Source organism: Sphingomonas sp. SFZ2018-12, assembly GCF_022496715.1.
Lineage (GTDB): Bacteria > Pseudomonadota > Alphaproteobacteria > Sphingomonadales > Sphingomonadaceae > Sphingomonas.
This window is the reverse complement of record NZ_WTFM01000001.1, coordinates 101,301-121,691: the sequence shown is the minus strand read 5'-3', so window position 1 is coordinate 121,691 and position 20,391 is coordinate 101,301. Positions and strand designations below refer to the sequence as shown.

Sequence of the window (20,391 nt, the reverse complement as noted above, 5' to 3'; positions counted from 1 at the left end):
CCCTTATTCGGCTGGAACCGGCTGGGCGCTGCCGCCGCCGATCGCGCTCTTGGTCGGCGCAGTGCCGCCCTTGCCCTTCAGCACCGCTTCGGTGATCGAATTGGGCAGCGGGCGCGGCCGCTCCATCATCGACACGAGCGGCAGCAGGACGAGGAAGTGGATGAAATAATAGGCGGTCGCCACCTGACCCAGGATGACGTTGCGCGTCGTCGCCTCCGCCCCGCCGACAAAGCCGAGCAGGAAGACATCGGCGACCAGCACGAAGAACAGGACGCGATACACCGGCCGGAAATTGGACGAGCGCACCGGCGAGCTGTCGAGCCAGGGCAGGAAGAACAGGAGCAGGATCGAGCCGAACATCGCGACCACGCCCCACAGCTTCGCCGGCAGGATGAAGTCGACGGTGAACGACTTCAGGATCGCGTAGAAGGGCAGGAAATACCATTCGGGCACGATGTGCGCGGGCGTCGAAAGCGGGTTCGCCTGGATGTAATTGTCCGGGTGACCGAGCAGATTCGGCTGGAAGAAGATCAGGAAGGCGAAGACGAGCAGGAACACGCCCAGCCCGAAGCCGTCCTTCGCGGTGTAATAGGGGTGGAAGGGCACCGTGTCCTGCGGCCCCTTCACCTCGACGCCGGTCGGGTTGTTCGACCCCGGAATGTGCAGCGCCCAGATGTGCATCACGATCACGCCCGCGATCACGAAGGGCAGCAGATAGTGGAGCGAGAAGAAGCGGTTGAGCGCAGCCGCATCCGGCGCATAGCCGCCGAGCAGCCAGATGCGCAGCGTTTCGCCGACCAGGGGGATCGCCGAGAAGAAGCCGGTGATGACCTGCGCGCCCCAGAAGCTCATCTGGCCCCAGGGCAGCACATAGCCCATGAACGCGGTCGCCATCATCAGCAGGAAGATGACCACGCCGAGCAGCCAGATCATCTCGCGCGGGGCCTTGTACGACCCGTAGTAGAGCCCGCGCGCCATGTGGATGTAAACGACGATGAAGAACATCGACGCGCCGTTGGCGTGGGCATAGCGCAGGAACCAGCCCTGATTGACGTCGCGCATGATGTGTTCGACCGACGAGAACGCGGTGTTCACGTCCGTCGAATAATGCATGGCGAGCACGATGCCCGAGATGATCTGGATCGCGAGCGCGGCACCCGCGAGCACGCCGAAATTCCAGAAGTAATTGAGGTTGCGCGGCACCGGATAACCCGCGCCGACCGCGCCATAGACCAGGCGCGGGAGCGGCAGGCGCTCATCCAGCCACTTGGTGAAGCCGCTCTTCGGCTCGTACTGCTTTGCCCAGGGAAAGCTCATCGCGTCGATCCTTTGATCCCTAGTGTGCTCAACCGACCACGATCGTCGTGTCGGAGGTAAAGGTATATTCGGGCACCGCCAGATTGGTCGGTGCCGGGCCCGAACGGATGCGGCCCGCGGTGTCATAGGCCGAGCCGTGGCACGGGCAGAAATAACCGCCGAACGGCCCCTTGTTCTCGCCCTCGCCCGCGCCCAGCGGCACGCAGCCCAGATGGGTGCAGACGCCCAGCGTCACCAGCCAGTTCTGCTTGCCCTCCTTGGTCCGCTGCGCCAGCGTCTGCGGATCGCGCAGCTCGCTCATCGGTGCGGAATTGGCGGCGGCGATTTCCTGCGGCGTCAGGTTGCGCACGAACAGCGGCTGCTTGCGAAAGCTCGCCTTGATCGCCTGGCCCGGCTGCACCGGCGACAGGTCGACCTCGGTCGAGGATTGCGCCAGCACGTCGGCGGACGGGTTCATCGAGTTAATCAGCGGCAGCGCGATCACGCCCGCACCGACCCCCGCAAACGCCACCGCGCCGATCGACAGATAGTCGCGGCGGCGGGGATTTTCGATCGGATCGTCGTGCTTCGCGTGCGAGTCGCCGACGGCAGCCTGTTCAACCGTAGCCATTCATCAAGCCCTTGAACTTACGTAAGCGGCGGGGATTCGCCGCGTGGAAGAAGCCGGCGCAGCATTCATGGCACGCACGGCCGCAAACCGGGTCGTTGGCGGCCTGTTAGCCGGTGCCGATCGGCTTTGCCAATAGCAATTTGACGAGTCCGTGACAGGGCGACGGACCGCACTTGCCGCCCCGTCCCCGCCGATCCTATGGCGGCGCGATGCGGATCGCGCTCTTTCAACCGGAAATCGCCGGCAATGTCGGCACCATCCTGCGGCTGGGGGCGTGCTTCGCCACGCCGGTCGACCTGATCGAACCGCTGGGCTTTCCGTTCTCCGACCGTGCGCTGGCGCGGGCGGGCATGGATTATCGCGATGCCGCACAGGTGACGCGCCATGTCGACTGGCCGGCGTTCCGTCCGACGGTGCCCGGCCGGCTGGTGCTGCTGACCACGCGCGCGACGCTGACGCTGCCAGCGATGCGGTTCCAGCCCGACGACACGCTGCTGATGGGATCGGAAAGCGCGGGCGTACCCGATCATGTCCACGCCGCATGCGATGCGGCCGTCCGCATCCCGATGCGCGCGGGATGCCGGTCGCTGAACGTCGCGGTCGCGACGGGGATCGCGCTGGCCGAGGCGCTTCGGCAGACGGAAACATGGCCCGAGACATGACAGCGGCGATACGCGCCCTGTAACATTATATCGATACGGCCACTGGTCTATGCCCGGGCCGGGTTCAGGGAGATCGTACGATGAGATCCTTCAACGGCAAGCGCCACGTGGCGTCATGGGCACTGCCGGTGCTGATCGCCATGACCGCGACAGGGGCGGTTGCGGCAATGGCCCGCACTCCGGATGCCCGGACGATACCCGCGGATCATCGCGTCAGCTTCACGATCGAACATCGCGGCCTGCAGCTCGGCGCGCCGACGCTGAACGTGGTGCCGGGGCGACGCGCCGAGATCGCGGTCGGTGGCGCGCATGGCTACCGCCTCGCAACGACGCTGCACGCGGTTGCGGGCGCCGCGACGCCGCAGTTCCGACTGGAAACCGAAATCGCCCTGGCCGACGCTAGCGGCTTTCGCGTGGTCGCCACCCCAGTCCTTACGCTCGCCGCCGGGCGCGCCGTGACGATCGAAACGCGCAGCGGCGATGGCCCGGGCGATGTCCTGCGAGTCAGTGCAACGGTCGAAGCCTCACCGTCCGGAAACTGAGCGGGTCCCCGCCCCGGCCGCAAGCTTCCGCTCGACTTTGCGTCGGAGTGCGCGATATGGATCGCGGCCATGAACGAGCTTGACGCGCAGCAAGGCACCGCCCGCACCTGGTTTGAACATCTGCGCGACCTGATCTGCGCCGAGTTCGAGGCGATCGAACGCGAGGCGGGATCGGATGCGCGCTTCACCTATACGCCGTGGGACCGCACCGACCCGTCGGGCGCGCCGGGCGGCGGCGGGGTGCAGGGCCTGATGAAGGGCCGGGTGTTCGAGAAGGTCGGGGTCAACGTGTCGACCGTCGGCGGCACGTTCGAGGGCGACTTCGCCAAATCCATCCACGGCGCGGGCGAGGACCCGAGCTTTTTCGCCACCGGCATCAGCCTGGTCGCGCATCTCGCCAACCCGCACGCGCCCGCCGTGCACATGAACACCCGGTTCCTCAACACGACCAAACGCTGGTTCGGCGGTGGCGCTGACCTCAATCCGCCGATCCCCTATGACGAGGATACCGCCGCCTTTCATGCGCGGATGAAGGCGGCATGCGATGCGCACGACCCCGCATATCACCCACGGTACAAGGCGTGGGCGGACGAATATTTCTACATCCCCCACCGCAAGGTCCATCGCGGCGTCGGCGGTATCTTCTACGATCATCTGGAGGGGGATTTCGACGCCAACCTGGCGTTCACCCAGGATGTCGGCCGCGCGTTCCTGGACATCTATCCGCAACTGGTGCGGCGGCGCATGGACATGCCCTTTACCGATGCCGAAAAGGCGCAGCAGCTCGCTTGGCGCGGGCGCTATGCCGAGTTCAACCTGGTCTATGACCGCGGCACGCTGTTCGGGTTGAAGACCGGCGGCAATATCGACGCGATCCTGATGAGCCTGCCGCCAGTCGCCATCTGGGAATAAGCGCGCGGTGATGACGCCGGTTGCCGACGATCATCTCGCGACGGTCGTCACCACGCTGGAGATGCGCGCGCGGCCGCGGCCCCGCCCGCTGCCGGCGTCGCCGCTGCGGCTAGTCGCATGGCCGAAGCCGACGCCCGACGCCTATCGCACGCTGTTCCGCCGAGTGGGCGGCCCGTGGCTATGGTATTCGCGGCTGGTCATGCGCGACGCGGAGGTGGTCGCGGCGACGCACCGCCACGAGACCCAGGTCCATGCGGTGATCGACCCCGCGGGGATCGAGGTCGGGCTGCTCGAACTCACCCACCCCGAGCCCGATTGGTGCGCGCTCGACTATTTCGGGCTGGTGCCGGAGCTGACGGGGCGGGGTCATGGCAACTGGCTGATGCAGCTGGCGATGGCGATGGCGTGGCGGCCGGAGGTGACGATGGTGCGCGTGAATACCTGCACGCTCGACCATCCCGCCGCGCTGGGATTCTACCGGCGGCACGGCTTTGTCGCGGTCAAGCGGACGGTCGAGACCTTCCGCGATCCGCGCGTCACCGGCGTCCTGCCCGCCGATGCCGCGCCTCAGATCCCGTGCCTGGCGGCCAGCCGGCGATAGACCGCGACCTGCGCGAGCAGGGTGACGAGCGCGACCGCGCTGACCACCAGCGCCGCCAGCACCGCGGCGGGCGCGCGCGCGATGGCTTCGGGCAAGGCAGGGCTGGCGAACAGCGCCCCGATCAGTGCGGCGATGATCTGGCCGCCCTGGCCGGCAAGCACCAGCAGGGCCAGCAGCGCAAGCAGCCGCCAGCCCTGGCCCTGTGTCGAGTCGATCGCATCGCGCGCGACGTCGAGCACGGGGTGGTCGGCACGCGCGACCAGCGCCGGTCCGACCAGGAAGGTGCGGCCAAGGATGAACAGCCCCGGCACGACGAAGAGGAACAGCCCGGCGAATGTCGCCAGCCCCATCAGCACCATGGCCGCCATGTAGCGCGGCAGAAGGATCGCGAGGCGCCGCATCGCCGCGCCGACCGTCGGGCGGGCGGGATCGAGATAGAGCGACAGCACCGTGACCGACGCAACCCAGCCGACGCCGGTGCGGATCAATATCCAGTGCAGGTTGGCCGAGAGATAGGCGAACAGCGCCGCCTGGGCCTGGGCGGCGGTCGCATCGGGGGCGGAGGGTGGCGGCTCCGGCAATGCAAGCAGGAGCGCGAAGGACGGCAGGAACACGAACAGCCCGATCAGGGGCCACAGGACGGGGCGATCGCGGCGCCACAGCGCCCCGGCCTCGGCCAGGACGCCGGCCAGGGAAAGCCTCATCCGGCCGGCTCCGCCAGCGGATCGACGGGTACCGACGCGTGCCGCGCGACCGCGGCGACATAGAGCCGGGCGACGAACACCGTCTGCACGACGGCCAGCCCGGTGGCGACCAGCGCGGCGACCAGCGCGATCAGCACGTCCGCGACGGTGAGCACCCCGTCTCCGCCCGCCACGATTTTCAGCAACGCGCCCAACCCCGCCGAAACGCCGAGCGTCAGGAAGATGGCGACGATCGCGAACAGGATGATGACCCCGATGATCTTGAGCGTCATCCCGCGGGTCAGCGACCAGGACCGGCGGATCGCCCCGAGGCCGATCGGCGCGTCGACCAGCGCCGGCATGACCAGGATCAGCCGCGCGGCGAGGAAGAAGAAGACCGGCATCAGCACGATGACGTAGAGTGCGGACCATGCGGCCGCGACCGGCGGCAATTCGGGCTGCGCCGCGCCGGTGCTCGCCGCGACCATGTTGAAGCCATAGGCGGCAAGGATGAGGATGATCGGCACGAACAGCAGGAGCATCGCGGCGGCAAGGACCAGCGACACCCCGATGATCGGGAGGAAGCGACGAAGCCCGCGCGCGCGCGCGGCGGTGGCCCCGGCATCTGGATCAAGCACGAGCGCGGTCAGCATGGTCTGGCCGACGACGCCCGCCAGCGCGGCGATCACCCCGATGACGGCGAACACGATGGCCGCCACGGCTTCCGCGTCGGTCGCCGGCTTCTCCATCACCGCGCCGATCGCCTGGGGGATGAAGATGAACGGGATGACGATCGCGAGCACTGCGCCCAGATTGTCGCTGACGAACTCCATCGACCGGTCCCAGACCGCGTCCATATTGACCATGCGCGACATACCCCTCACTTGATCGCCCGACACGTTTCTCTAGCTGCCGGCTGGACACTTGCCAATGCACGCCGCTCCATTCCCGCGTGACGCGACCGAAACGCTGATCGACGGCGTCGCCTGGCGCACGACCCCGGGGCTGACCCCCTATCCGAAGTCGCTGGCCGAGATGACGGCGCGCGCCGAGGCGATCGCGGCGGGGACGGCAGGCGAGCTGATCTGGCTGCTCGAACACCCGCCCGTCTATACCGCGGGGACCAGCGCCGACCCCGCCGAGCTGATCGATCCGCGCTTTCCGGTCCATGCCGCCGGACGCGGCGGGCGCTATACCTATCACGGGCCGGGGCAGCGGATCGGCTATCTGATGCTCGATCTGGCCGCGCGGGGGCGCGACGTCCGCCGGTTCGTTCACGCGCTCGAACATTGGCTGATCGCGACGCTGGCCGCGCTCGACATTCCGGCCTTTGCAGTGCCCGACCGGATCGGGATCTGGACGCACGACGCCGACGGCGTGGAGGCCAAGATCGGCGCGATCGGAATTCGCGTGAAGAAATGGGTGACGCTGCACGGCTTTTCGATCAACCTGGCGCCCGACCTGACTCATTTCACGGGGATTGTGCCGTGCGGTATCGCCGAATATCCCGTGACCAGTGCCGCCCTGCTTGGCCGGCGCATTGACAACGCGGCCTTTGATGCTGCACTTGCGTTTGCGTACCCAGATTTTGTCCAGGCGCTCGGTAAGACTAAAAAAAACGAGGCTTGAGGGTCACCCGCGTTTGTGTCTAACGTCCACACCGGTTTGGGGTATCAGACCAAAGGGTCGTCCAAATCCATTATCTAGGGAGCTTCTACATGCGTGCACTCATTTCCAAGGTCGCGACGGTTTCGATGATCGCCGGCGCGGCGCTGCTCGTCTCGGCATGCGGTGAAACCACCGAAACCCCGGCCGCAAACACCACCGTCACCGACCTCAATTCGACCGACGCGATGATGGACGGCACGATGACCGACAACATGACCGCCGTCGACGGCGCGATGGGCAACGACGCCATGATGGCCAACGACGCCATGATGTCGAACGATGCGATGATGTCGAACGACGCGATGTAATTCGCGCGACATTCGTGCAAGATCGAATTGGGGCCGTCCGGGCGACCGGGCGGCTCTTTCGATTCCGGCCGGATGGCGTGCGACATGAACGGGCCGTTCAGGAAAAAGCGGTTGGCGGGCGGACAAAAATCCCTAACGATCCGCGCAGGCAAAAATCGGCGCGCCGCCACCAACGGTCGGGGTCGAGTGTGAGAGGAAGCGATGAGCGTGTTGCGTAGCTGGCGGCTGTGGACCGCCGCCATCCTGCTGGGATCCACCGTGGCGGCACCCGCCCAGGCCCAGTTCTTCTTCAAGCCCAAGGACCTGCGCGGCGCGCAGGTGACCGGGGCGGAACCCGGCATGGTCAGCCAGACTCTGCCAGACGCCACGCCCGCCGAATACCAGGCGGCGCTGGTTTGGAACCTGCGCGCGGCGCTGAATGTCGCGGCGCTGCAATGCCAGTTCGAGCCTGGACTGCTGACGCTCGACAATTACAACGCCGTTCTGGTCGACCATAAGGACGAGCTGCAGGCGAGCTTCAAGACGATCGAGGGCTATTTCCTGCGGAAGAACCCCAAGAATGCGCGCGCCGCCCGTACCGCGTTCGACAGCTATCAGACACGGGTCTATGCCGCGTTTTCGGCGGTGTCGGCGCAGTATATCTTTTGCCTGACCGCCGGATCGGTGGGCCGCGACGCGATCTTCGCGCCGCGCGGCAGCTTTCACAAGGTCGCGCAGAACCGCATGGTCGAGATGCGGGGCGCGCTGGTGCCCTGGGGCGAGCAGCAATTCACCAGCGCCAAGCACCTCGCCACGCCCAGCCCACTGCCGACGCGCTTCGCCGACGAAAGCTGCTGGCGGCGCAATGTGTGGCAGGATCGTCGCTGCGGGCCGTTCCGCGCGTCCTGACCCGACGCCGCGCAGCCCCTTAACGCAGGCCGAGCAGCTTGTGCGTCTGAAGCGACAGGCGCCAGCCGGGCCGGGCCAGCACGAGGTCGATCGCGGCGCGGACATGGTCGGCGGGATCGGCCCCGTCGACCGGATCCATCGGCTGGACCAGGAAATGATCGAAACGCCACGCGGCCAGCGCGTCGGGGTCGTGCCCGGCCTGGGGCCAGACCAGCTTGAGCTCGTTGCCCGACCGCTGCACGACGTCGCTCCCCGCCTTGGGGCTGACGCAGACCCAGTCGATGCGCGGATGGACGGGCAGCGTGCCGTTGGTCTCGATCGCGATCTCGAACCCCTCGGCATGGAGCGCGTCGACCAGCGCATCGTCGACCTGGAGCATCGGTTCGCCCCCGGTCAGCACGACGAAGCGGCGCGCCGGATCGTCGCCCCAATGCGCGACGACCGATGCAGCCAGTATGGCGGCGTCGGCGAAACGCCCCCCGCCCGCGCCGTCGGTGCCGACGAAATCGGTGTCGCAGAAGCGGCAGACCGCCGTCGCGCGATCGGCCTCGCGCCCCGACCAGAGGTTGCAGCCGGCAAAGCGGACGAACACGGCGCGGCGGCCGGCCTGCACCCCCTCCCCCTGCAGGGTCAGGAACATTTCCTTGACTGCATAGCGCATCGCGCGATCAGGGCCGGACGACATAGTCGGTGGGATCGGGCAGCCCGGCGTCGGCAAAGCCCTTGGCCCGCAGGCGGCAGCTGTCGCAGCGGCCGCAATGCCGCCCGCCCGGCGCGGGATCGTAGCAGGACCAGCTGATCCCGGCGTCGAGGCCGAGCCGGTCGGCTTCGCGCACGATATCGGCCTTGGTCATGTGCTGGAGCGGCGCGTGGATGGTGAAGGGTTGCCCCTCGACCCCGGCGCGCGTCGCCAGTTCGGCCAGCCGCGCGAACCCGGCGATGAATTCGGGACGGCAATCGGGATAGCCCGAATAATCGAGCGCATTGACCCCGATGAACAAATCGCGCGCGCGCGCCGCCTCCGCCCAGCCCAGCGCGAGCGACAGGAAGATGGTGTTGCGCGCGGGCACATAGGTGACCGGAATGCCGGGGCCGACGCCCGCCTTGGGCACGTCGATCGCATCGGTCAGCGCCGAACCGCCGAACTGGCGCAGGTCAAGCGGCAGGATGACGTGGCGTTCGGCACCGAGCAGCATCGCGACCCGGCGCGCGGCGGCCAGTTCCACCTGGTGGCGCTGATTATAGTCGATCGACAGCGCGAACAGGCGATAGCCGCCCTCCCGCGCGAGCGCGGCGGCGACCATCGAGTCGAGCCCGCCCGAGACGAGGACGACGGCAATCGGAGCTTGGGTCATGCGCGCAGCCGCTACGCCGAACCGGGCGCGACCGCAATGCGCGGCGTGCCCGCGCACCGATTACGCGAATTGCGCAGTCGACGGGCGACGCGGCGTCGCGGACTTGTTCACCGCCACGGGCGAGAAGGCGCGACATGAACCGCCCCTTTTCCCTGCGCGACCTCGCCCCGCCCGGCCCCCCGTCCTGGCACGAACGCCGGCTCGACAAACGCCACCGCATCCGCGTGACCGGGGGCATCCGGCCGGTGCGCGGCCGCATGATCCCGGTCGAGGTCACCGACCTGTCGGCAACGGGATGCCGCATCGACACCGACCTGTTCCGGCCGGGCGAGATGGTCTGGATCGCGGTGCCGCCGCTGGCGCCGATGATGGCGTGGATCCAGTGGCGGCGCGGCGGACAGGCCGGGTTGCGCTTTGAACGTGCACTGCACCGGTCGGTCCTGGCGCACCTGGTCCAGCGGCATCGTCCACCGGGCGGGAGCCGCGACGACCGGCTCCGTCCGGTGCCGGCACCCGTGGCCACCGGTCAGAGGTAGCGCGCGGCCAGGATGGGGCCGGTGGTACCTTCGCGCACGACGAGCGCATAACGGTCGGCGCCGCGCACGGCGCGCTGTTCGGGCATGATCGTGATCCGCTGCTCGCCGCCCTTCCACCGCGCCAGCTCGCGCTCGCCGGTGAAGACGTTGCTGTAGCGGATCTTGCGCCCGCCATTTTCGCCGTTGGCGATGTTGACGTCGACCTGGCGGCGCAGCGCAACCAGGGTGACGCGCGCCTCGCGGGCCGGCTTGCCGTTGATCGTGACCTGGGTCGGGCCGTTGCCCGCGCGCTGGATCGCAATCGCGGGCTGCGGCTGCTTCGATGCCTCGATGATCATCTGCTTGATCTTGTCGCCCCGCCCGCCGACGACGCCGCTGCGGCCCTGGACAACCGATTGCGGGGTGTAGACCCCGGCACCGGGGATCTTGCGGCCGGCATAGGCGCGCTGGAGATTGGTATTCTCCTCACGCGCCAGCGTGTCCTTCCAGCCCAGCCGGTCCCAATAGGTCACGGGCCGGGTGATCGCGACGACCGACGGGTCCGCCGCCAGGATCGCCTGAACATGATCGGCCGGCGGACAGGACGAGCAGCCCTGGCTGGTGAACAGCTCGACCGCGACCGGCATCGCGGGGTTGCCGGCCGGGGGGGCCGGCGGCGTCGACGCCGCGGGCTGGGTGGCCCAGGCGATCGCGCCGGCGGCAACCAGGGTGAGCGATCCGACGATCTTCTTCATGTGCGTCATATGCGTGCATTCCCATGATGCGGCCCGGCGCATGCCGGGCAGGATGCCCCCGGTTCGGCACCGGGGGGCAAATGGTTACGCGCTCACCAGCGCAACAGCCGCGGCCCGACCAGCCGGCCGATACCCGCGCTGACCGCCACCGCGAGCGTGTACCAGATCGCCGCGAAATGGACCGAATTGCTGGGGCAGTGCAGGTTGTAGGCAAAGGTGCCGAGCGCGCCCGCCGCCAGTCCGACGAGCCAGCCGGCGCGCGCGGCATCGGTCACCGCGCCGCGCCGCAGCCAGGCGATCAGCCCGCCACCGATCAACAGCGCGCTCGCCAGGCTGACCGCGAAACAGACGATCACGTCCGGCCCGGCGATCTCGTTCACCGGCATCGTACCGGTGCGCAGCATCGTCGTCGCGCTGGCAAGCGGCAGCAGCGCGCCCGCCAGCAGCGTCCAGCGCCAGCCGTCGCGGCGTCCGCCGATTTCCGGCCGGGCGCTTCCCACCACCGTTGCCATCGCGGCAAGGCCGATCAGCAGCAGCAGGCCGGAACGGACCAGTACAAGCTCCGCAGGCTGGAGCATCACGATGTCATAGCGCAGCCCGGTGACCAGCGCGGTCGCGACGATCGCGGCCAGCGTGCCGCCCAGGGTGACGATCATTCCCACGCGCGGCGACGTGCGCCGCACGGGGCGCAGGTCCGCGACAAGATCGTCGATGGTACGCTCAGTCATCCTATTCACTCTCGATATGTCGGGCGAGCTTCTTCAGCCCGCGATGGATGTTGACCTTGACCAGCGAGGGCGACTGCCGGCTGGCGGCCGATGCCTCCGCGATCGAAAGCCCTTCGATCTTGACCAGCCGGATCGCTTCCGCCTGGGCGGCGGGCAGATGCGCGAGCAGCCGGTCGATGCTGATCCGCGCGACCGAATCGGATTCAAACCCGTCAAAGCCGATATCGCCGACCATTTCCTGTTCACCCGCGCGATAGACGCGGCGCAGCTGATCCACCCAGCGGTAGCGCGCGATCGCGGCCAGCCACGGCAGATAGGGCCGCGCGGGATCATAGGTGGCGCGCTTGGCATGGATCGAGATCAGCGTTTCCTGGATCAGGTCGTCGACCTGTCCGGGCGCGATCCGCCGGTCGAAATAGCGTTTGAGCCACAGACGGCTGGCATCGAGCACCGCGCGATACGCCGCCGCATCGCCCGCCTGCGCGCGCGCCATCAATTGTCCCAGCGCCTGTTCGCCCGCCTTCATGCCCGTTTCCGCACAGCTAACGACGATGGTTCGCCGCGGTGCCCGCCACGGTTACACGCGTTGCGCGCAATGTCTTTGCCAAAAGCGGGCGAAACGGGTCAGCCCGCCAGCGCCTCGACAAAGTGGCGACGGCACAGCGCGACATAGCGTTCATTGCCGCCGATTTCGGTCTGTGCGCCCTCGCGGACCGCGTCGCCCGCATCGTCGACGCGCAGGTTCATCGTCGCCTTCGCCCCGCAGCGACACACCGATTTCAGCTCGATCAGCGCGTCGGCAATCGCCAGCAGCCGCGCCGCCCCGGGAAACAGGTCGCCCCTGAAATCGGTGCGCAGGCCATAGCAGAGCACGGGGATGCGAAGCACGTCGCAGACGCGCGCGAGCTGCGCCACCTGGGCTGGGGTGAGGAACTGCGCCTCGTCGGCCAGCACGCAGTGAACGGGTCCGTCGGCGCATGCGCGCTCGACCGCCACAAACAGGTCGCTGTCGGCGGCAAAGGCGCGGGCGGGGCGCGACAGGCCGATGCGCGACGCGATCGTCCCCTCACCCGACCGGGCGTCGATCGCGCTGGTGAACAGCAGCGTGTTCATCCCGCGCTCGCGATAGTTGAAATCCGCCTGGAGCAGCGTGGTCGATTTGCCCGCATTCATGCTGGCATAATAGAAATAGAGCTTGGCCATCCCCCCGCGCCGCCCTGCTCAGTCGGTGCTTTCGTCGAGGTCGCGCGCGATCTCGGGCTTGCGCAGCAGCGTGTCGATGTGCGTGGCTTCGTCGAAGCTCTCGTCCGCCAGGAATTTCAGCCGGGCGGCATATTTCAGGTTCACGCGGCGCGCGACTTCGCCCTGCAGATAGGCGGTGTTGGTGCGCAGCGCCTTGAGCACCGCATCCTCGTACTTGCCGAGCAGCGGCTTCACGAACACGGTGGCATGCCGCAGGTCGGGCGACATGCGGACTTCGGTGATCGACACCGAATGGCTGGCCAGCGTGTCGTCATGGACGTCACCGCGCATCAGCACGTCGGACAGCGCATGGCGCACCTGTTCCCCCACGCGCAGCAGCCGGACGGATCGGGTTTCGGGGGTTTCGTTTCGCATAAATCCTTCTCCCTCTCCCCTGCGGGGAGGGGGCCGGGGAGAGGGGCAGTCGCAACGACCGCCGCTCATGGTCCCCTCTCCCAACCCTCTCCCCGCGGGGGAGAGGGCTAGCGTGTCACAAAGTCCGTTCGCGCATCTCGACTTCGAAGGTTTCCAGGAAGTCGCCCGGCTTGATGTCGGTGAAGTTCTGGCTGAACGTCACGCCGCATTCCAGGCCGGCGCGCACTTCGGGAACATCGTCCTTGAAGCGCCGCAGCGAAGCGATTTCGCCCTGATAGATGATGACGTCCTCGCGCGTGATGCGGGCCTTGAGCGCCTTGCGGATCGCACCCTCGACGACGAGCAGGCCCGCGGCCTTGCCATGCTTGCCCGCCGAGAAGACCTCGCGGATTTCGGCGCGGCCGACCACCGTCTCGAACGCTTCGGGGCCGAGCTCGCCTGCCATGCCGGCGCGGATTTCGTCGGTCAGGTCATAGATGACGTCGTAATATTTCAGCGCCACCTTCTGCCGCTCCGCGATCTCGCGCGCCTTGGCGTTGGGACGGACGTTGAAGCCGATGATCGGCGCGCCCGATGCGCCCGCCAGCGTGACATCGCTCTCGGTGATCCCGCCGACGCCCGAATGCAGGATGCGCACCCGGATTTCCTCGGTCGAGATCTTGTTGAGCGAATTGACGATCGCCTCGACCGTGCCCTGGGTGTCGGCCTTGACCACCAGCGGATATTCGATCGCCTGCTTGGCCTTCAGCGCACTGAACATCGTCTCCAGGCTGGCCGGGGCCTGGGTCGTGCGCTTCTGCTGGATCACGCCCTGGCGATAGGCGGCGACCTCGCGGGCGCGCGCCTCGTTCTCGACCACCTGCAACGGATCGCCCGCCATCGGCACGCCCGACAGGCCGAGCACCTCGACCGGCATCGACGGACCGGCTTCCTTGACCTGACGGCCCTTGTCGTCGAGCAGCGCGCGGACCTTGCCGCTTTCCGCGCCGACGACGAAGACGTCGCCGACCTTGAGCGTCCCGCGGCTGACCAGCACGGTCGCGACGGGACCGCGGCCCTTGTCGAGCTTGGCCTCGACCACCGTGCCCTCGGCCGCGCGATCGGGATTGGCGCGCAGTTCGAGCAGCTCGGCCTGGAGCTGGATCTTCTCGATCAGCTCGTCGAGCCCGGTCTTCTTGAGCGCGGACACCTCGACGTCCTGGACGTCGCCCGACATCTCCTCGACCACCACCTCGTGCTCGAGCAGGCGTTCGCGGATCTTCTGCGGATTGGCCTCGTGCTTGTCGACCTTGTTGATCGCGACGATCATCGGCACGCCGGCGGCCTTGGTATGGTTGATCGCCTCGATCGTCTGCGGCATCAGCCCGTCGTCGGCGGCGACCACGAGCACGACGATGTCGGTGACATTGGCCCCGCGCGCGCGCATTTCGGTGAACGCCTCGTGACCCGGCGTGTCGAGGAAGGTGACCTTCGACTTGTCCTTCAACGTCACCTGATAGGCGCCGATATGCTGGGTGATGCCGCCGGCTTCGCCCTGCACGACATCGGTGCCGCGCAGCGCGTCGAGCAGGCTGGTCTTGCCGTGATCGACATGGCCCATGATCGTGACCACGGGCGGACGCGGCAGCAACGATTCCGCCGAATCCTCGGTCGTGTCGACGGCAAGGTCGATGTCCGATTCGCTGACGCGCTGGATGTTGTGGCCGAATTCGGTGACGAGCAGCTCGGCGGTGTCCTGGTCGATCGTCTGGTTGACAGTGACGGGCATGCCCATCTTGAACAGCGCCTTGACCAAGTCGGCGCCCTTTTCGGCCATGCGGTTGGCGAGTTCCTGGACGGTGATCGCCTCCGGCACCACGACATCGCGGACCTGCTTTTCGCGCGGCTGGCCGCTGCCGCCCATATGAGCGCGCTTTTCCTTCTCGCGCGCACGCTTGAGCGCGGCGAGGCTGCGCGCGCGCGCGCCGTCATTGTCGCCGAGCGCGCGGGTGACGGTCAGCTTGCCCGACTGGCGGCGATCGTCCCCCTTGCGGTCTCGCGAGGGACGCGCGGGCGGCTCGGGCCGCTTGGGCGCGGACGAGGGCGGCGCGGCACGCGACGGCGCGGCCGTCGAGGCGGCGGCCGGCTGCGATTGGGGCTGCGGCGCGGGACGCGGAATCTCCGGACGCTGCACCGGGGTGAAGCGGCGCGGCGCGGGCAGATTGGGGTCGAGCGTCAGCTCGCGCGGGGCGGCGGGGGCCGGCGCGGGATCGGCCACGCGCGCGGCCGGCGGTGCGGCAGGCGTGTCCGGCACGACGGGCGCAGGTGCGTCCGCATCCGGGGCGGGCGCAGGCGCATCGGCGGCAGCCTCCTCGGCGCGACGGCGCTCATCGGCTCGGCGCGCTTCTTCCTCCGCCGATTCCTGGCGCTCGCGTTCCTCGCGGCGGCGCGCTTCCTCGAGCGCGGTCATGCGTGCTTCCTCGGCCTCGCGAAGCAGCTTGGCCTGAAGCTCCTGGCGCGACAACAGGCTGTTGCCGGCGTTGCGCGGAGCGGCCGGTGGCGGCGACGCGGGACGCGCGGCCGGAGTAGGCGGCGCGGCCTCGGCGGCGGGCACCGGCGCCTGCGCCTCCTCGCCCGGACGGCCGAGCACGCGGCGGCGCTTCACCTCCACGACCACGGTGTTCGAGCGGCCATGGCTGAAGCTCTGCTTCACCTTGCCGGTCTCGACCGTGCGCTTGAGGCCCAGCGGCGCGCGCGCCCCCAGTTTCGGCTTGTCGTTGTCGGTATCGCTCATCCGGTTACTCAAGTTCCTTGTTCATCGTCGTATCGCGCGACGATGGGGTCGATGCGCCTTGCGAAGCCATTTCGCAAGGTGAAGCACCACATTCGGGTTCGATGAAGGCCAGCCAGCGCGACAGCGCCTGCGATACGCGCCGCGCGGCTCCGCCGTCGATGACGCCGGCATGTACCACATTCTCGCGGCCCAGCGCCACGGACAATATGGTGCGGTCGACCGGCAAATCCAGCCCCTTGAGGCCGCTCGCCTCCCGGTCGGAGCCGACACGCCATGCCTGGGCGAGCTTGGCCGCGCCGTCCGCGCCCGCATCACGGGCGTGGAGCAGCAGCCGCAGACGGCCCGCGCGCGCGGCGGTTTCGATGCGTTCGGCACCGATCACCAGATGCCCGGCCTTGGCCTCCAGCCCCAGCCGGTCGAGCGCGGCGCGCTGCAGCTGGCCGGCGATCCGGTCGGCCAGATCGTCGGGAATGCGCAATTCATTCGTCTTGAACGCACGCGCCAGCGCCCCGCGCAGCTTGCCCTTGGCCTGCGCCGCGATCAGCTCGGCACGCGTCACGCCGATCCACGCGCCCCGCCCCGGCGCCTTGGCGCGGATGTCGGGCAGCACGTCGCCATCGGGGGAGAGCGCCAGGCGCACCAGCGCCTCGCGTGGCGCGGCATCGCGGGTCAGGATGCAGGTGCGCGGGTTCGCGTCGTCGTTCCCCTCCCGCTTGCGGGAGGGGTTGGGGGTGGGGTCATCCCCGGGGGCGTTGCTTGTCGATACGCCCGCCCCCGGCCCCTCCCGCAAGCGGGAGGGGGGACTTGCCGCTTTCAGTCGAGCCCGCGTCTCATTGCCCGGATTCCGCATCAGCGTCCTCCTGGGGTTCGGCCGCGGCGTCGGCCGGGGCCGCTTCGTCCTCGAACCAGTGCGCGCGCGCGGCCATGATGATCTCGTTGCCCTGCTCTTCGCTCAGGCCGTATTCGGCCAGGATGCCCCCCTTGTCCTCGCTGCGCGCACTGGGTGCGGCATCGCTGCGGCGGCGCGGCTCGCTGCGCTTCTTGGCGACCAGCTCGTCAGTCGCGAGATCGGCCAGGTCGTCGAGCGTCCTGATGCCTGCCTGGCCCAGCGTGACCAGCATCGCTTCGGTCAGATAGGGCATGGTCGCGAGGTCGTCCTCGACGCCCAGTGCACGACGGGTTTCGCGATTGGCTTCCTCACGACGCTCCAACGCCTCCTGCGCGCGGCTCTGCAGCTCGGCGGCAAGATCCTCGTCGAACCCTTCGATGCCGGCAAGCTCGTCGACCTCGACATAGGCGACTTCCTCCAGCTCGCCGAAGCCTTCGGCGACCAGCAGCTGCGCCAGCGTCTCGTCGACGTCGAGTTCCTTCTCGAACATCGCGGAACGCTCGACGAATTCCTTCTGGCGCTTCTCGCTGGCATCCGCTTCGGTGAGGATGTCGATCGCCTTGCCGGTCAGCTGGCTGGCGAGGCGGACATTCTGGCCGCGGCGGCCGATCGCCAGGCTGAGCTGGTCGTCGGGCACCACCACTTCGATGCGGTCATCCTCTTCGTCGATGACGACGCGGCTGACATTCGCCGGCTGCAACGCGTTGACGACGAAGGTCGCGGTGTCGGGCGACCAGGGGATGATGTCGATCTTTTCGCCCTGCATTTCCTGGACGACCGCCTGGACGCGGCTGCCCTTCATGCCGACGCACGCGCCGACGGGATCGATCGAGCTGTCATGGCTGATGACGCCGATCTTGGCGCGGCTGCCCGGATCGCGCGCGGCGGCCTTGATCTCGATGATCCCGTCGTAGATTTCCGGCACTTCCTGCGCGAACAGCTTCTTCATGAAGTCGGGATGCGCGCGGCTGAGGAAAATCTGCGGGCCACGATTTTCGCGGCGGACGTTGAGGATGATCGAGCGGATACGGTCGTTGACGCGCACCACTTCGCGCGGGATCTGCTGGTCGCGGCGGATGACGCCCTCGGCGCGGCCGAGATCGACGACGACATGGCCGAACTCGACGCGCTTGACGACGCCGGTGATGATCTCGCCCATCCGGTCCTTGAACTCTTCATACTGGCGCTCGCGCTCGGCATCGCGGACCTTCTGGAAGATGACCTGCTTGGCGGCCTGCGCGGCGATGCGGCCGAACTCGATCGGCGGCAGCGGATCGACGATATAGTCGCCGACGACCGCGCCCGGCTGAAGCTTCTGCGCTTCCTTCAGATTCACCTGCTTGAAGAAATCGTCGACCGCCTCGACCACTTCGACGACGCGCCACAGGCGCAGGTCGCCGGTATTGGGATCGAGCTTCGCGCGAATGTCGTTCTCCGCGCCATAGCGGGCACGCGCCGCGCGCTGGATCGCGTCTTCCATCGCCTCGATCACGATCGCCTTGTCGATCAGCTTTTCGCGCGCGACGGCGTCGGCGATTGCGATCAGCTCGGCACGGTTGGCGGTAACGGCGGTGGCCATCGGACGTCCTTATCCTTCTGCTTCGATTTCGATGATGTCGTCGGCTCCATCCGACGCCGGATTTTCGTGAAGAATCTCGTCGGCACCGGCCGACGAAAGCGGTTGCGTGGCGGCGATCAGCCGGTCGGTGATCAGCAGCTTGGCATCGCCGACCTGCGCGAACGGCACGGTGACCGGTCCGTGCTTGCGCACGTCGACCGTCACCTGATCGCCGTCGACGCCCAGCAGGTCGCCGGTCAGCTGCTTGCGGCCGTCGGCGGTCGGCGCGGTCAGATGCACCCGCGCCTCATGCCCCGCCCAGTCGGCAAAGTCGCGGAGCCGGGTCAGCGGCCGGTCGATGCCGGGCGACGAGACCTCGAGCCGATAGGCATGGTCGATCGGGTCGCGCCCGACAGCCTCGAGCTCGTCGAACCGGTCGGAAATCCGCCGCGACAGCGCCGCGCAATCGTCGATCGACAGCTGGCGCGTGTCGGGCCGCTCGGCCATGACCTGCAACGTCGGATCGCTGACGCCGCCGAACATCCTGACGCGCACAAGGTCGAAGCCGAGCGCGCGCGCCTCGGGCTCGATCAACTGGGTCAGGGCGGCGATGTCGACCATGCGGGCTTCGATACTCGCGAACGAACGTGGATATGGGGCTTCGGCACCGGAACCCGTGGGGACCGGCCTCGCCATGTGTAACGATGTCGAGAAAGCACGACCGATATACGCGCAAGCCCGCGGCGGGGCAAGAGCCTAGCCGACCACCGGGATTCGGGCCGGCGCGAATCGGGCGAGGGACATTTGGCACCCGCCGCGCATTCTGGCTAAAGTCCGATCTTTCCCGTTTCGCTCAGGAGACCATATGCGTGCCGTCCAGTTCCCCATCGCCGCCATCCTGATCGCCGCGCTGGGCGGCGCATGCCAGGCCCAGCCGACGCCCCAGGACGCCGCTACGGCCGCCGGCCTGCCCTTCGCCGTCACCCCCGTCGCCGATTTCACCGCACCCTGGGCGATGACCTTCCTGCCCGACGGGCGCATGCTGGTGACCGAAAAGGCCGGGCAGCTGATGCTCGTGTCGGCGGACGGCAAGACCAAGTCGGTGGTCGCCACCGTGCCCGGCGTGAGCAGCGAGGGGCAGGGCGGGTTGATGGACGTCGTCCTCCACCCCGATTTCGCCACCAACCGCATCGTCTATCTGAGCTATTCAACCCCGGGCGAAGGCGGCAAGGGCGTGGTCCTGGCGCGCGGCAAGCTGACCGAGGGTGCCGCGCCGACGCTGGAGGGGCTGACGACGATCTTCACCGCCACGCCGTTCGTCGCGGGCGAGGGGCATTATTCGGGGCGCATCGCCTTCTCGCCCGACGGCAAATATCTGTTCTTCACCAATGGCGAACGCCAGAAGTTCGATCCCGCTCAGGATCCAAAGGCGACGCTGGGCAAGGTGCTGCGCCTCACCCCCGACGGCAAGCCGGCGGGCGACCCGGCGCTGACCGCCAAGGGGTTCCACCCCGCCATCTGGTCCTATGGCCATCGCAACCTGCTCGGCATCGCCTTCGACGCGCAGGGCAATTTGTGGGAGCAGGAGATGGGGCCGAAGGGCGGCGACGAGGTCAATGTGATCGTCGCCGGGCGCAACTATGGCTATCCGATCGTCTCAGACGGCGATCATTATGACGGTCGCGACATTCCCGATCACGACACGCGTCCCGAATTCGAAGCGCCGAAAGTGTCGTGGAACCCGGTGATCTCGCCCGGCGGGCTGATCGTCTATTCGGGCAAGATGTTCCCGCAGTGGCAGGGCGACCTGTTCATCGGTGGCCTGTCGTCCAAGGCGCTGGTCCGCGTCGATGTCGACGGCACCAATGCGCGCAAGGGCGACCAATGGGACATGGGCGCGCGCATCCGCGAGGTCGAGCAGGGCCCGGACGGCGCGATCTATGTGCTGGAGGACGGGCGCGGCGATTCGCAGGGCCGCCTGCTGAAGCTGACGCCGCGCTGAGCGCGGCG

24 protein-coding genes are annotated in these 20,391 nt (G+C 68.1%); 9 read left to right on the top strand and 15 right to left on the bottom strand.

All coding sequences use genetic code 11. The features are described 5' to 3' along the window. Positions 1-3 precede the first annotated feature (3 nt). Both GO308_RS00635 and petA read right to left on the bottom strand, forming a co-directional pair. On the bottom strand, positions 4-1,317 hold the full coding sequence (locus GO308_RS00635; RefSeq protein ID WP_240883515.1) for a cytochrome b N-terminal domain-containing protein: 1,314 nt from the start codon (positions 1,315-1,317) through the stop codon (positions 4-6). A 28-nt stretch (positions 1,318-1,345) separates the two neighbouring features. Beyond that, positions 1,346-1,927: a ubiquinol-cytochrome c reductase iron-sulfur subunit gene (gene petA / locus GO308_RS00630; protein WP_066481082.1), complete on the bottom strand. Its 582-nt coding sequence runs from the start codon at positions 1,925-1,927 to the stop codon at positions 1,346-1,348. Between the two features lie 209 nt (positions 1,928-2,136). Between petA and GO308_RS00625 the strand changes: the two genes are divergently transcribed. From GO308_RS00625 to GO308_RS00610, 4 genes are all read left to right on the top strand, one after another. Beyond that, positions 2,137-2,589, top strand: coding sequence for a TrmH family RNA methyltransferase (locus GO308_RS00625; RefSeq protein WP_066481083.1), 453 nt, complete (start codon positions 2,137-2,139; stop codon positions 2,587-2,589). Between the two features lie 80 nt (positions 2,590-2,669). Then, positions 2,670-3,131 (top strand): hypothetical protein, encoded by a 462-nt coding sequence (locus tag GO308_RS00620; protein ID WP_240883514.1) that lies wholly within the window; start codon positions 2,670-2,672, stop codon positions 3,129-3,131. A gap of 69 nt (positions 3,132-3,200) precedes the next feature. Next, positions 3,201-4,043, top strand: coding sequence for an oxygen-dependent coproporphyrinogen oxidase (gene hemF / locus GO308_RS00615; protein ID WP_240883513.1), 843 nt, complete (start codon positions 3,201-3,203; stop codon positions 4,041-4,043). Between the two features lie 10 nt (positions 4,044-4,053). Continuing rightward, positions 4,054-4,644: a GNAT family N-acetyltransferase gene (locus tag GO308_RS00610; RefSeq protein WP_240883512.1), complete on the top strand. Its 591-nt coding sequence runs from the start codon at positions 4,054-4,056 to the stop codon at positions 4,642-4,644. On the opposite strand, the gene GO308_RS00605 is transcribed toward GO308_RS00610, so the two are convergent. Continuing rightward, the gene (locus GO308_RS00605) at positions 4,611-5,348 is read right to left on the bottom strand and encodes a hypothetical protein (RefSeq protein WP_240883511.1); all 738 of its coding nucleotides are present in this window, start codon (positions 5,346-5,348) and stop codon (positions 4,611-4,613) included. The two genes, GO308_RS00610 and GO308_RS00605, sit on opposite strands and share 34 nt — an antisense overlap. Further along, on the bottom strand, positions 5,345-6,211 hold the full coding sequence (locus GO308_RS00600) for a hypothetical protein (RefSeq protein ID WP_240883510.1): 867 nt from the start codon (positions 6,209-6,211) through the stop codon (positions 5,345-5,347). Before GO308_RS00600 ends, GO308_RS00605 begins: the two co-directional genes overlap by 4 nt. A 46-nt stretch (positions 6,212-6,257) precedes the next feature. Between GO308_RS00600 and lipB the strand changes: the two genes are divergently transcribed. The 3 genes from lipB (at position 6,258) to GO308_RS00585 (ending at position 8,191) form a co-directional block, all read left to right on the top strand. Next, complete coding sequence (gene lipB, locus GO308_RS00595) at positions 6,258-6,956, top strand: lipoyl(octanoyl) transferase LipB (RefSeq protein WP_240883509.1); 699 nt, start codon at positions 6,258-6,260, stop codon at positions 6,954-6,956. 89 nt (positions 6,957-7,045) lie between these two features. Next, positions 7,046-7,303 (top strand): hypothetical protein, encoded by a 258-nt coding sequence (locus GO308_RS00590; RefSeq protein WP_066481090.1) that lies wholly within the window; start codon positions 7,046-7,048, stop codon positions 7,301-7,303. 201 nt (positions 7,304-7,504) lie between these two features. Next, positions 7,505-8,191 (top strand): hypothetical protein, encoded by a 687-nt coding sequence (locus tag GO308_RS00585; protein WP_240883508.1) that lies wholly within the window; start codon positions 7,505-7,507, stop codon positions 8,189-8,191. Positions 8,192-8,210: 19 nt separating this feature from the next. Here the strand turns inward: GO308_RS00585 and queE are convergent, their stop codons facing one another. Both queE and queC read right to left on the bottom strand, forming a co-directional pair. Beyond that, positions 8,211-8,852: a 7-carboxy-7-deazaguanine synthase gene (queE, locus tag GO308_RS00580; protein WP_240883507.1), complete on the bottom strand. Its 642-nt coding sequence runs from the start codon at positions 8,850-8,852 to the stop codon at positions 8,211-8,213. Between the two features lie 7 nt (positions 8,853-8,859). Beyond that, positions 8,860-9,546, bottom strand: a complete 687-nt coding sequence (gene queC / locus GO308_RS00575) for a 7-cyano-7-deazaguanine synthase QueC (RefSeq protein WP_240883506.1) — start codon at positions 9,544-9,546, stop codon at positions 8,860-8,862. Positions 9,547-9,680: 134 nt separating this feature from the next. Here queC and GO308_RS00570 point away from each other — a divergent pair, with 134 nt between their 5' ends. After that, positions 9,681-10,082 carry a PilZ domain-containing protein gene (locus tag GO308_RS00570; RefSeq protein WP_066481094.1) on the top strand — a complete coding sequence of 134 codons (402 nt, stop codon included), beginning with the start codon at positions 9,681-9,683 and terminating at the stop codon, positions 10,080-10,082. Here the strand turns inward: GO308_RS00570 and GO308_RS00565 are convergent. The 9 genes from GO308_RS00565 to rimP form a co-directional block, all read right to left on the bottom strand. Beyond that, complete coding sequence (locus GO308_RS00565; protein WP_066773265.1) at positions 10,073-10,825, bottom strand: DUF1223 domain-containing protein; 753 nt, start codon at positions 10,823-10,825, stop codon at positions 10,073-10,075. The two genes, GO308_RS00570 and GO308_RS00565, sit on opposite strands and share 10 nt — an antisense overlap. An 83-nt stretch (positions 10,826-10,908) precedes the next feature. Beyond that, a complete protein-coding gene (locus GO308_RS00560; RefSeq protein WP_066481100.1) occupies positions 10,909-11,544 on the bottom strand; it encodes a DUF1109 domain-containing protein in 636 nt (211 codons plus the stop codon). Between the two features lies 1 nt (position 11,545). After that, entirely contained in the window at positions 11,546-12,070 is a 525-nt protein-coding gene (locus GO308_RS00555) for a sigma-70 family RNA polymerase sigma factor (protein ID WP_066481101.1), read from the bottom strand. A gap of 98 nt (positions 12,071-12,168) precedes the next feature. Beyond that, positions 12,169-12,747 carry a thymidine kinase gene (locus tag GO308_RS00550; RefSeq protein ID WP_066481102.1) on the bottom strand — a complete coding sequence of 193 codons (579 nt, stop codon included), beginning with the start codon at positions 12,745-12,747 and terminating at the stop codon, positions 12,169-12,171. A gap of 18 nt (positions 12,748-12,765) precedes the next feature. Next, positions 12,766-13,161, bottom strand: coding sequence for a 30S ribosome-binding factor RbfA (gene rbfA / locus GO308_RS00545; protein ID WP_240883505.1), 396 nt, complete (start codon positions 13,159-13,161; stop codon positions 12,766-12,768). 115 nt (positions 13,162-13,276) lie between these two features. Then, the gene (gene infB / locus GO308_RS00540; RefSeq protein WP_240883504.1) at positions 13,277-15,934 is read right to left on the bottom strand and encodes a translation initiation factor IF-2; all 2,658 of its coding nucleotides are present in this window, start codon (positions 15,932-15,934) and stop codon (positions 13,277-13,279) included. Positions 15,935-15,938: 4 nt separating this feature from the next. Continuing rightward, complete coding sequence (locus GO308_RS00535) at positions 15,939-16,610, bottom strand: DUF448 domain-containing protein (RefSeq protein WP_066674285.1); 672 nt, start codon at positions 16,608-16,610, stop codon at positions 15,939-15,941. Positions 16,611-16,764: 154 nt separating this feature from the next. Beyond that, on the bottom strand, positions 16,765-18,402 hold the full coding sequence (gene nusA / locus GO308_RS00530) for a transcription termination factor NusA (protein WP_240883503.1): 1,638 nt from the start codon (positions 18,400-18,402) through the stop codon (positions 16,765-16,767). A gap of 9 nt (positions 18,403-18,411) precedes the next feature. Beyond that, positions 18,412-19,002: a ribosome maturation protein RimP gene (gene rimP, locus GO308_RS00525; protein ID WP_240883502.1), complete on the bottom strand. Its 591-nt coding sequence runs from the start codon at positions 19,000-19,002 to the stop codon at positions 18,412-18,414. A gap of 244 nt (positions 19,003-19,246) precedes the next feature. On the opposite strand from rimP, the gene GO308_RS00520 reads away from it, so the two are divergent. Continuing rightward, the gene (locus tag GO308_RS00520; RefSeq protein ID WP_240883501.1) at positions 19,247-20,383 is read left to right on the top strand and encodes a PQQ-dependent sugar dehydrogenase; all 1,137 of its coding nucleotides are present in this window, start codon (positions 19,247-19,249) and stop codon (positions 20,381-20,383) included. Positions 20,384-20,391: the final 8 nt, after the last annotated feature.

What these genes read in the sequence shown, in the direction of transcription:
- GO308_RS00635 (WP_240883515.1), bottom strand. Translation starts at nt 1,317, where the DNA reads ATGAGCTTTCCCTGGGCAAAGCAGTACGAGCCGAAGAGCGGCTTCACC.
- infB (WP_240883504.1), bottom strand. Translation starts at nt 15,934, where the DNA reads ATGAGCGATACCGACAACGACAAGCCGAAACTGGGGGCGCGCGCGCCG.
- GO308_RS00610 (WP_240883512.1), top strand. Translation starts at nt 4,054, where the DNA reads ATGACGCCGGTTGCCGACGATCATCTCGCGACGGTCGTCACCACGCTG.
- GO308_RS00570 (WP_066481094.1), top strand. Translation starts at nt 9,681, where the DNA reads ATGAACCGCCCCTTTTCCCTGCGCGACCTCGCCCCGCCCGGCCCCCCG.
- GO308_RS00605 (WP_240883511.1), bottom strand. Translation starts at nt 5,348, where the DNA reads ATGAGGCTTTCCCTGGCCGGCGTCCTGGCCGAGGCCGGGGCGCTGTGG.
- GO308_RS00625 (WP_066481083.1), top strand. Translation starts at nt 2,137, where the DNA reads ATGCGGATCGCGCTCTTTCAACCGGAAATCGCCGGCAATGTCGGCACC.
- petA (WP_066481082.1), bottom strand. Translation starts at nt 1,927, where the DNA reads ATGGCTACGGTTGAACAGGCTGCCGTCGGCGACTCGCACGCGAAGCAC.
- nusA (WP_240883503.1), bottom strand. Translation starts at nt 18,402, where the DNA reads ATGGCCACCGCCGTTACCGCCAACCGTGCCGAGCTGATCGCAATCGCC.
- GO308_RS00555 (WP_066481101.1), bottom strand. Translation starts at nt 12,070, where the DNA reads ATGAAGGCGGGCGAACAGGCGCTGGGACAATTGATGGCGCGCGCGCAG.
- GO308_RS00550 (WP_066481102.1), bottom strand. Translation starts at nt 12,747, where the DNA reads ATGGCCAAGCTCTATTTCTATTATGCCAGCATGAATGCGGGCAAATCG.
- hemF (WP_240883513.1), top strand. Translation starts at nt 3,201, where the DNA reads ATGAACGAGCTTGACGCGCAGCAAGGCACCGCCCGCACCTGGTTTGAA.
- GO308_RS00585 (WP_240883508.1), top strand. Translation starts at nt 7,505, where the DNA reads ATGAGCGTGTTGCGTAGCTGGCGGCTGTGGACCGCCGCCATCCTGCTG.
- queE (WP_240883507.1), bottom strand. Translation starts at nt 8,852, where the DNA reads ATGCGCTATGCAGTCAAGGAAATGTTCCTGACCCTGCAGGGGGAGGGG.
- GO308_RS00590 (WP_066481090.1), top strand. Translation starts at nt 7,046, where the DNA reads ATGCGTGCACTCATTTCCAAGGTCGCGACGGTTTCGATGATCGCCGGC.
- lipB (WP_240883509.1), top strand. Translation starts at nt 6,258, where the DNA reads ATGCACGCCGCTCCATTCCCGCGTGACGCGACCGAAACGCTGATCGAC.
- rimP (WP_240883502.1), bottom strand. Translation starts at nt 19,002, where the DNA reads ATGGTCGACATCGCCGCCCTGACCCAGTTGATCGAGCCCGAGGCGCGC.
- GO308_RS00520 (WP_240883501.1), top strand. Translation starts at nt 19,247, where the DNA reads ATGCGTGCCGTCCAGTTCCCCATCGCCGCCATCCTGATCGCCGCGCTG.
- queC (WP_240883506.1), bottom strand. Translation starts at nt 9,546, where the DNA reads ATGACCCAAGCTCCGATTGCCGTCGTCCTCGTCTCGGGCGGGCTCGAC.
- GO308_RS00620 (WP_240883514.1), top strand. Translation starts at nt 2,670, where the DNA reads ATGAGATCCTTCAACGGCAAGCGCCACGTGGCGTCATGGGCACTGCCG.
- GO308_RS00560 (WP_066481100.1), bottom strand. Translation starts at nt 11,544, where the DNA reads ATGACTGAGCGTACCATCGACGATCTTGTCGCGGACCTGCGCCCCGTG.
- GO308_RS00565 (WP_066773265.1), bottom strand. Translation starts at nt 10,825, where the DNA reads ATGACGCACATGAAGAAGATCGTCGGATCGCTCACCCTGGTTGCCGCC.
- rbfA (WP_240883505.1), bottom strand. Translation starts at nt 13,161, where the DNA reads ATGCGAAACGAAACCCCCGAAACCCGATCCGTCCGGCTGCTGCGCGTG.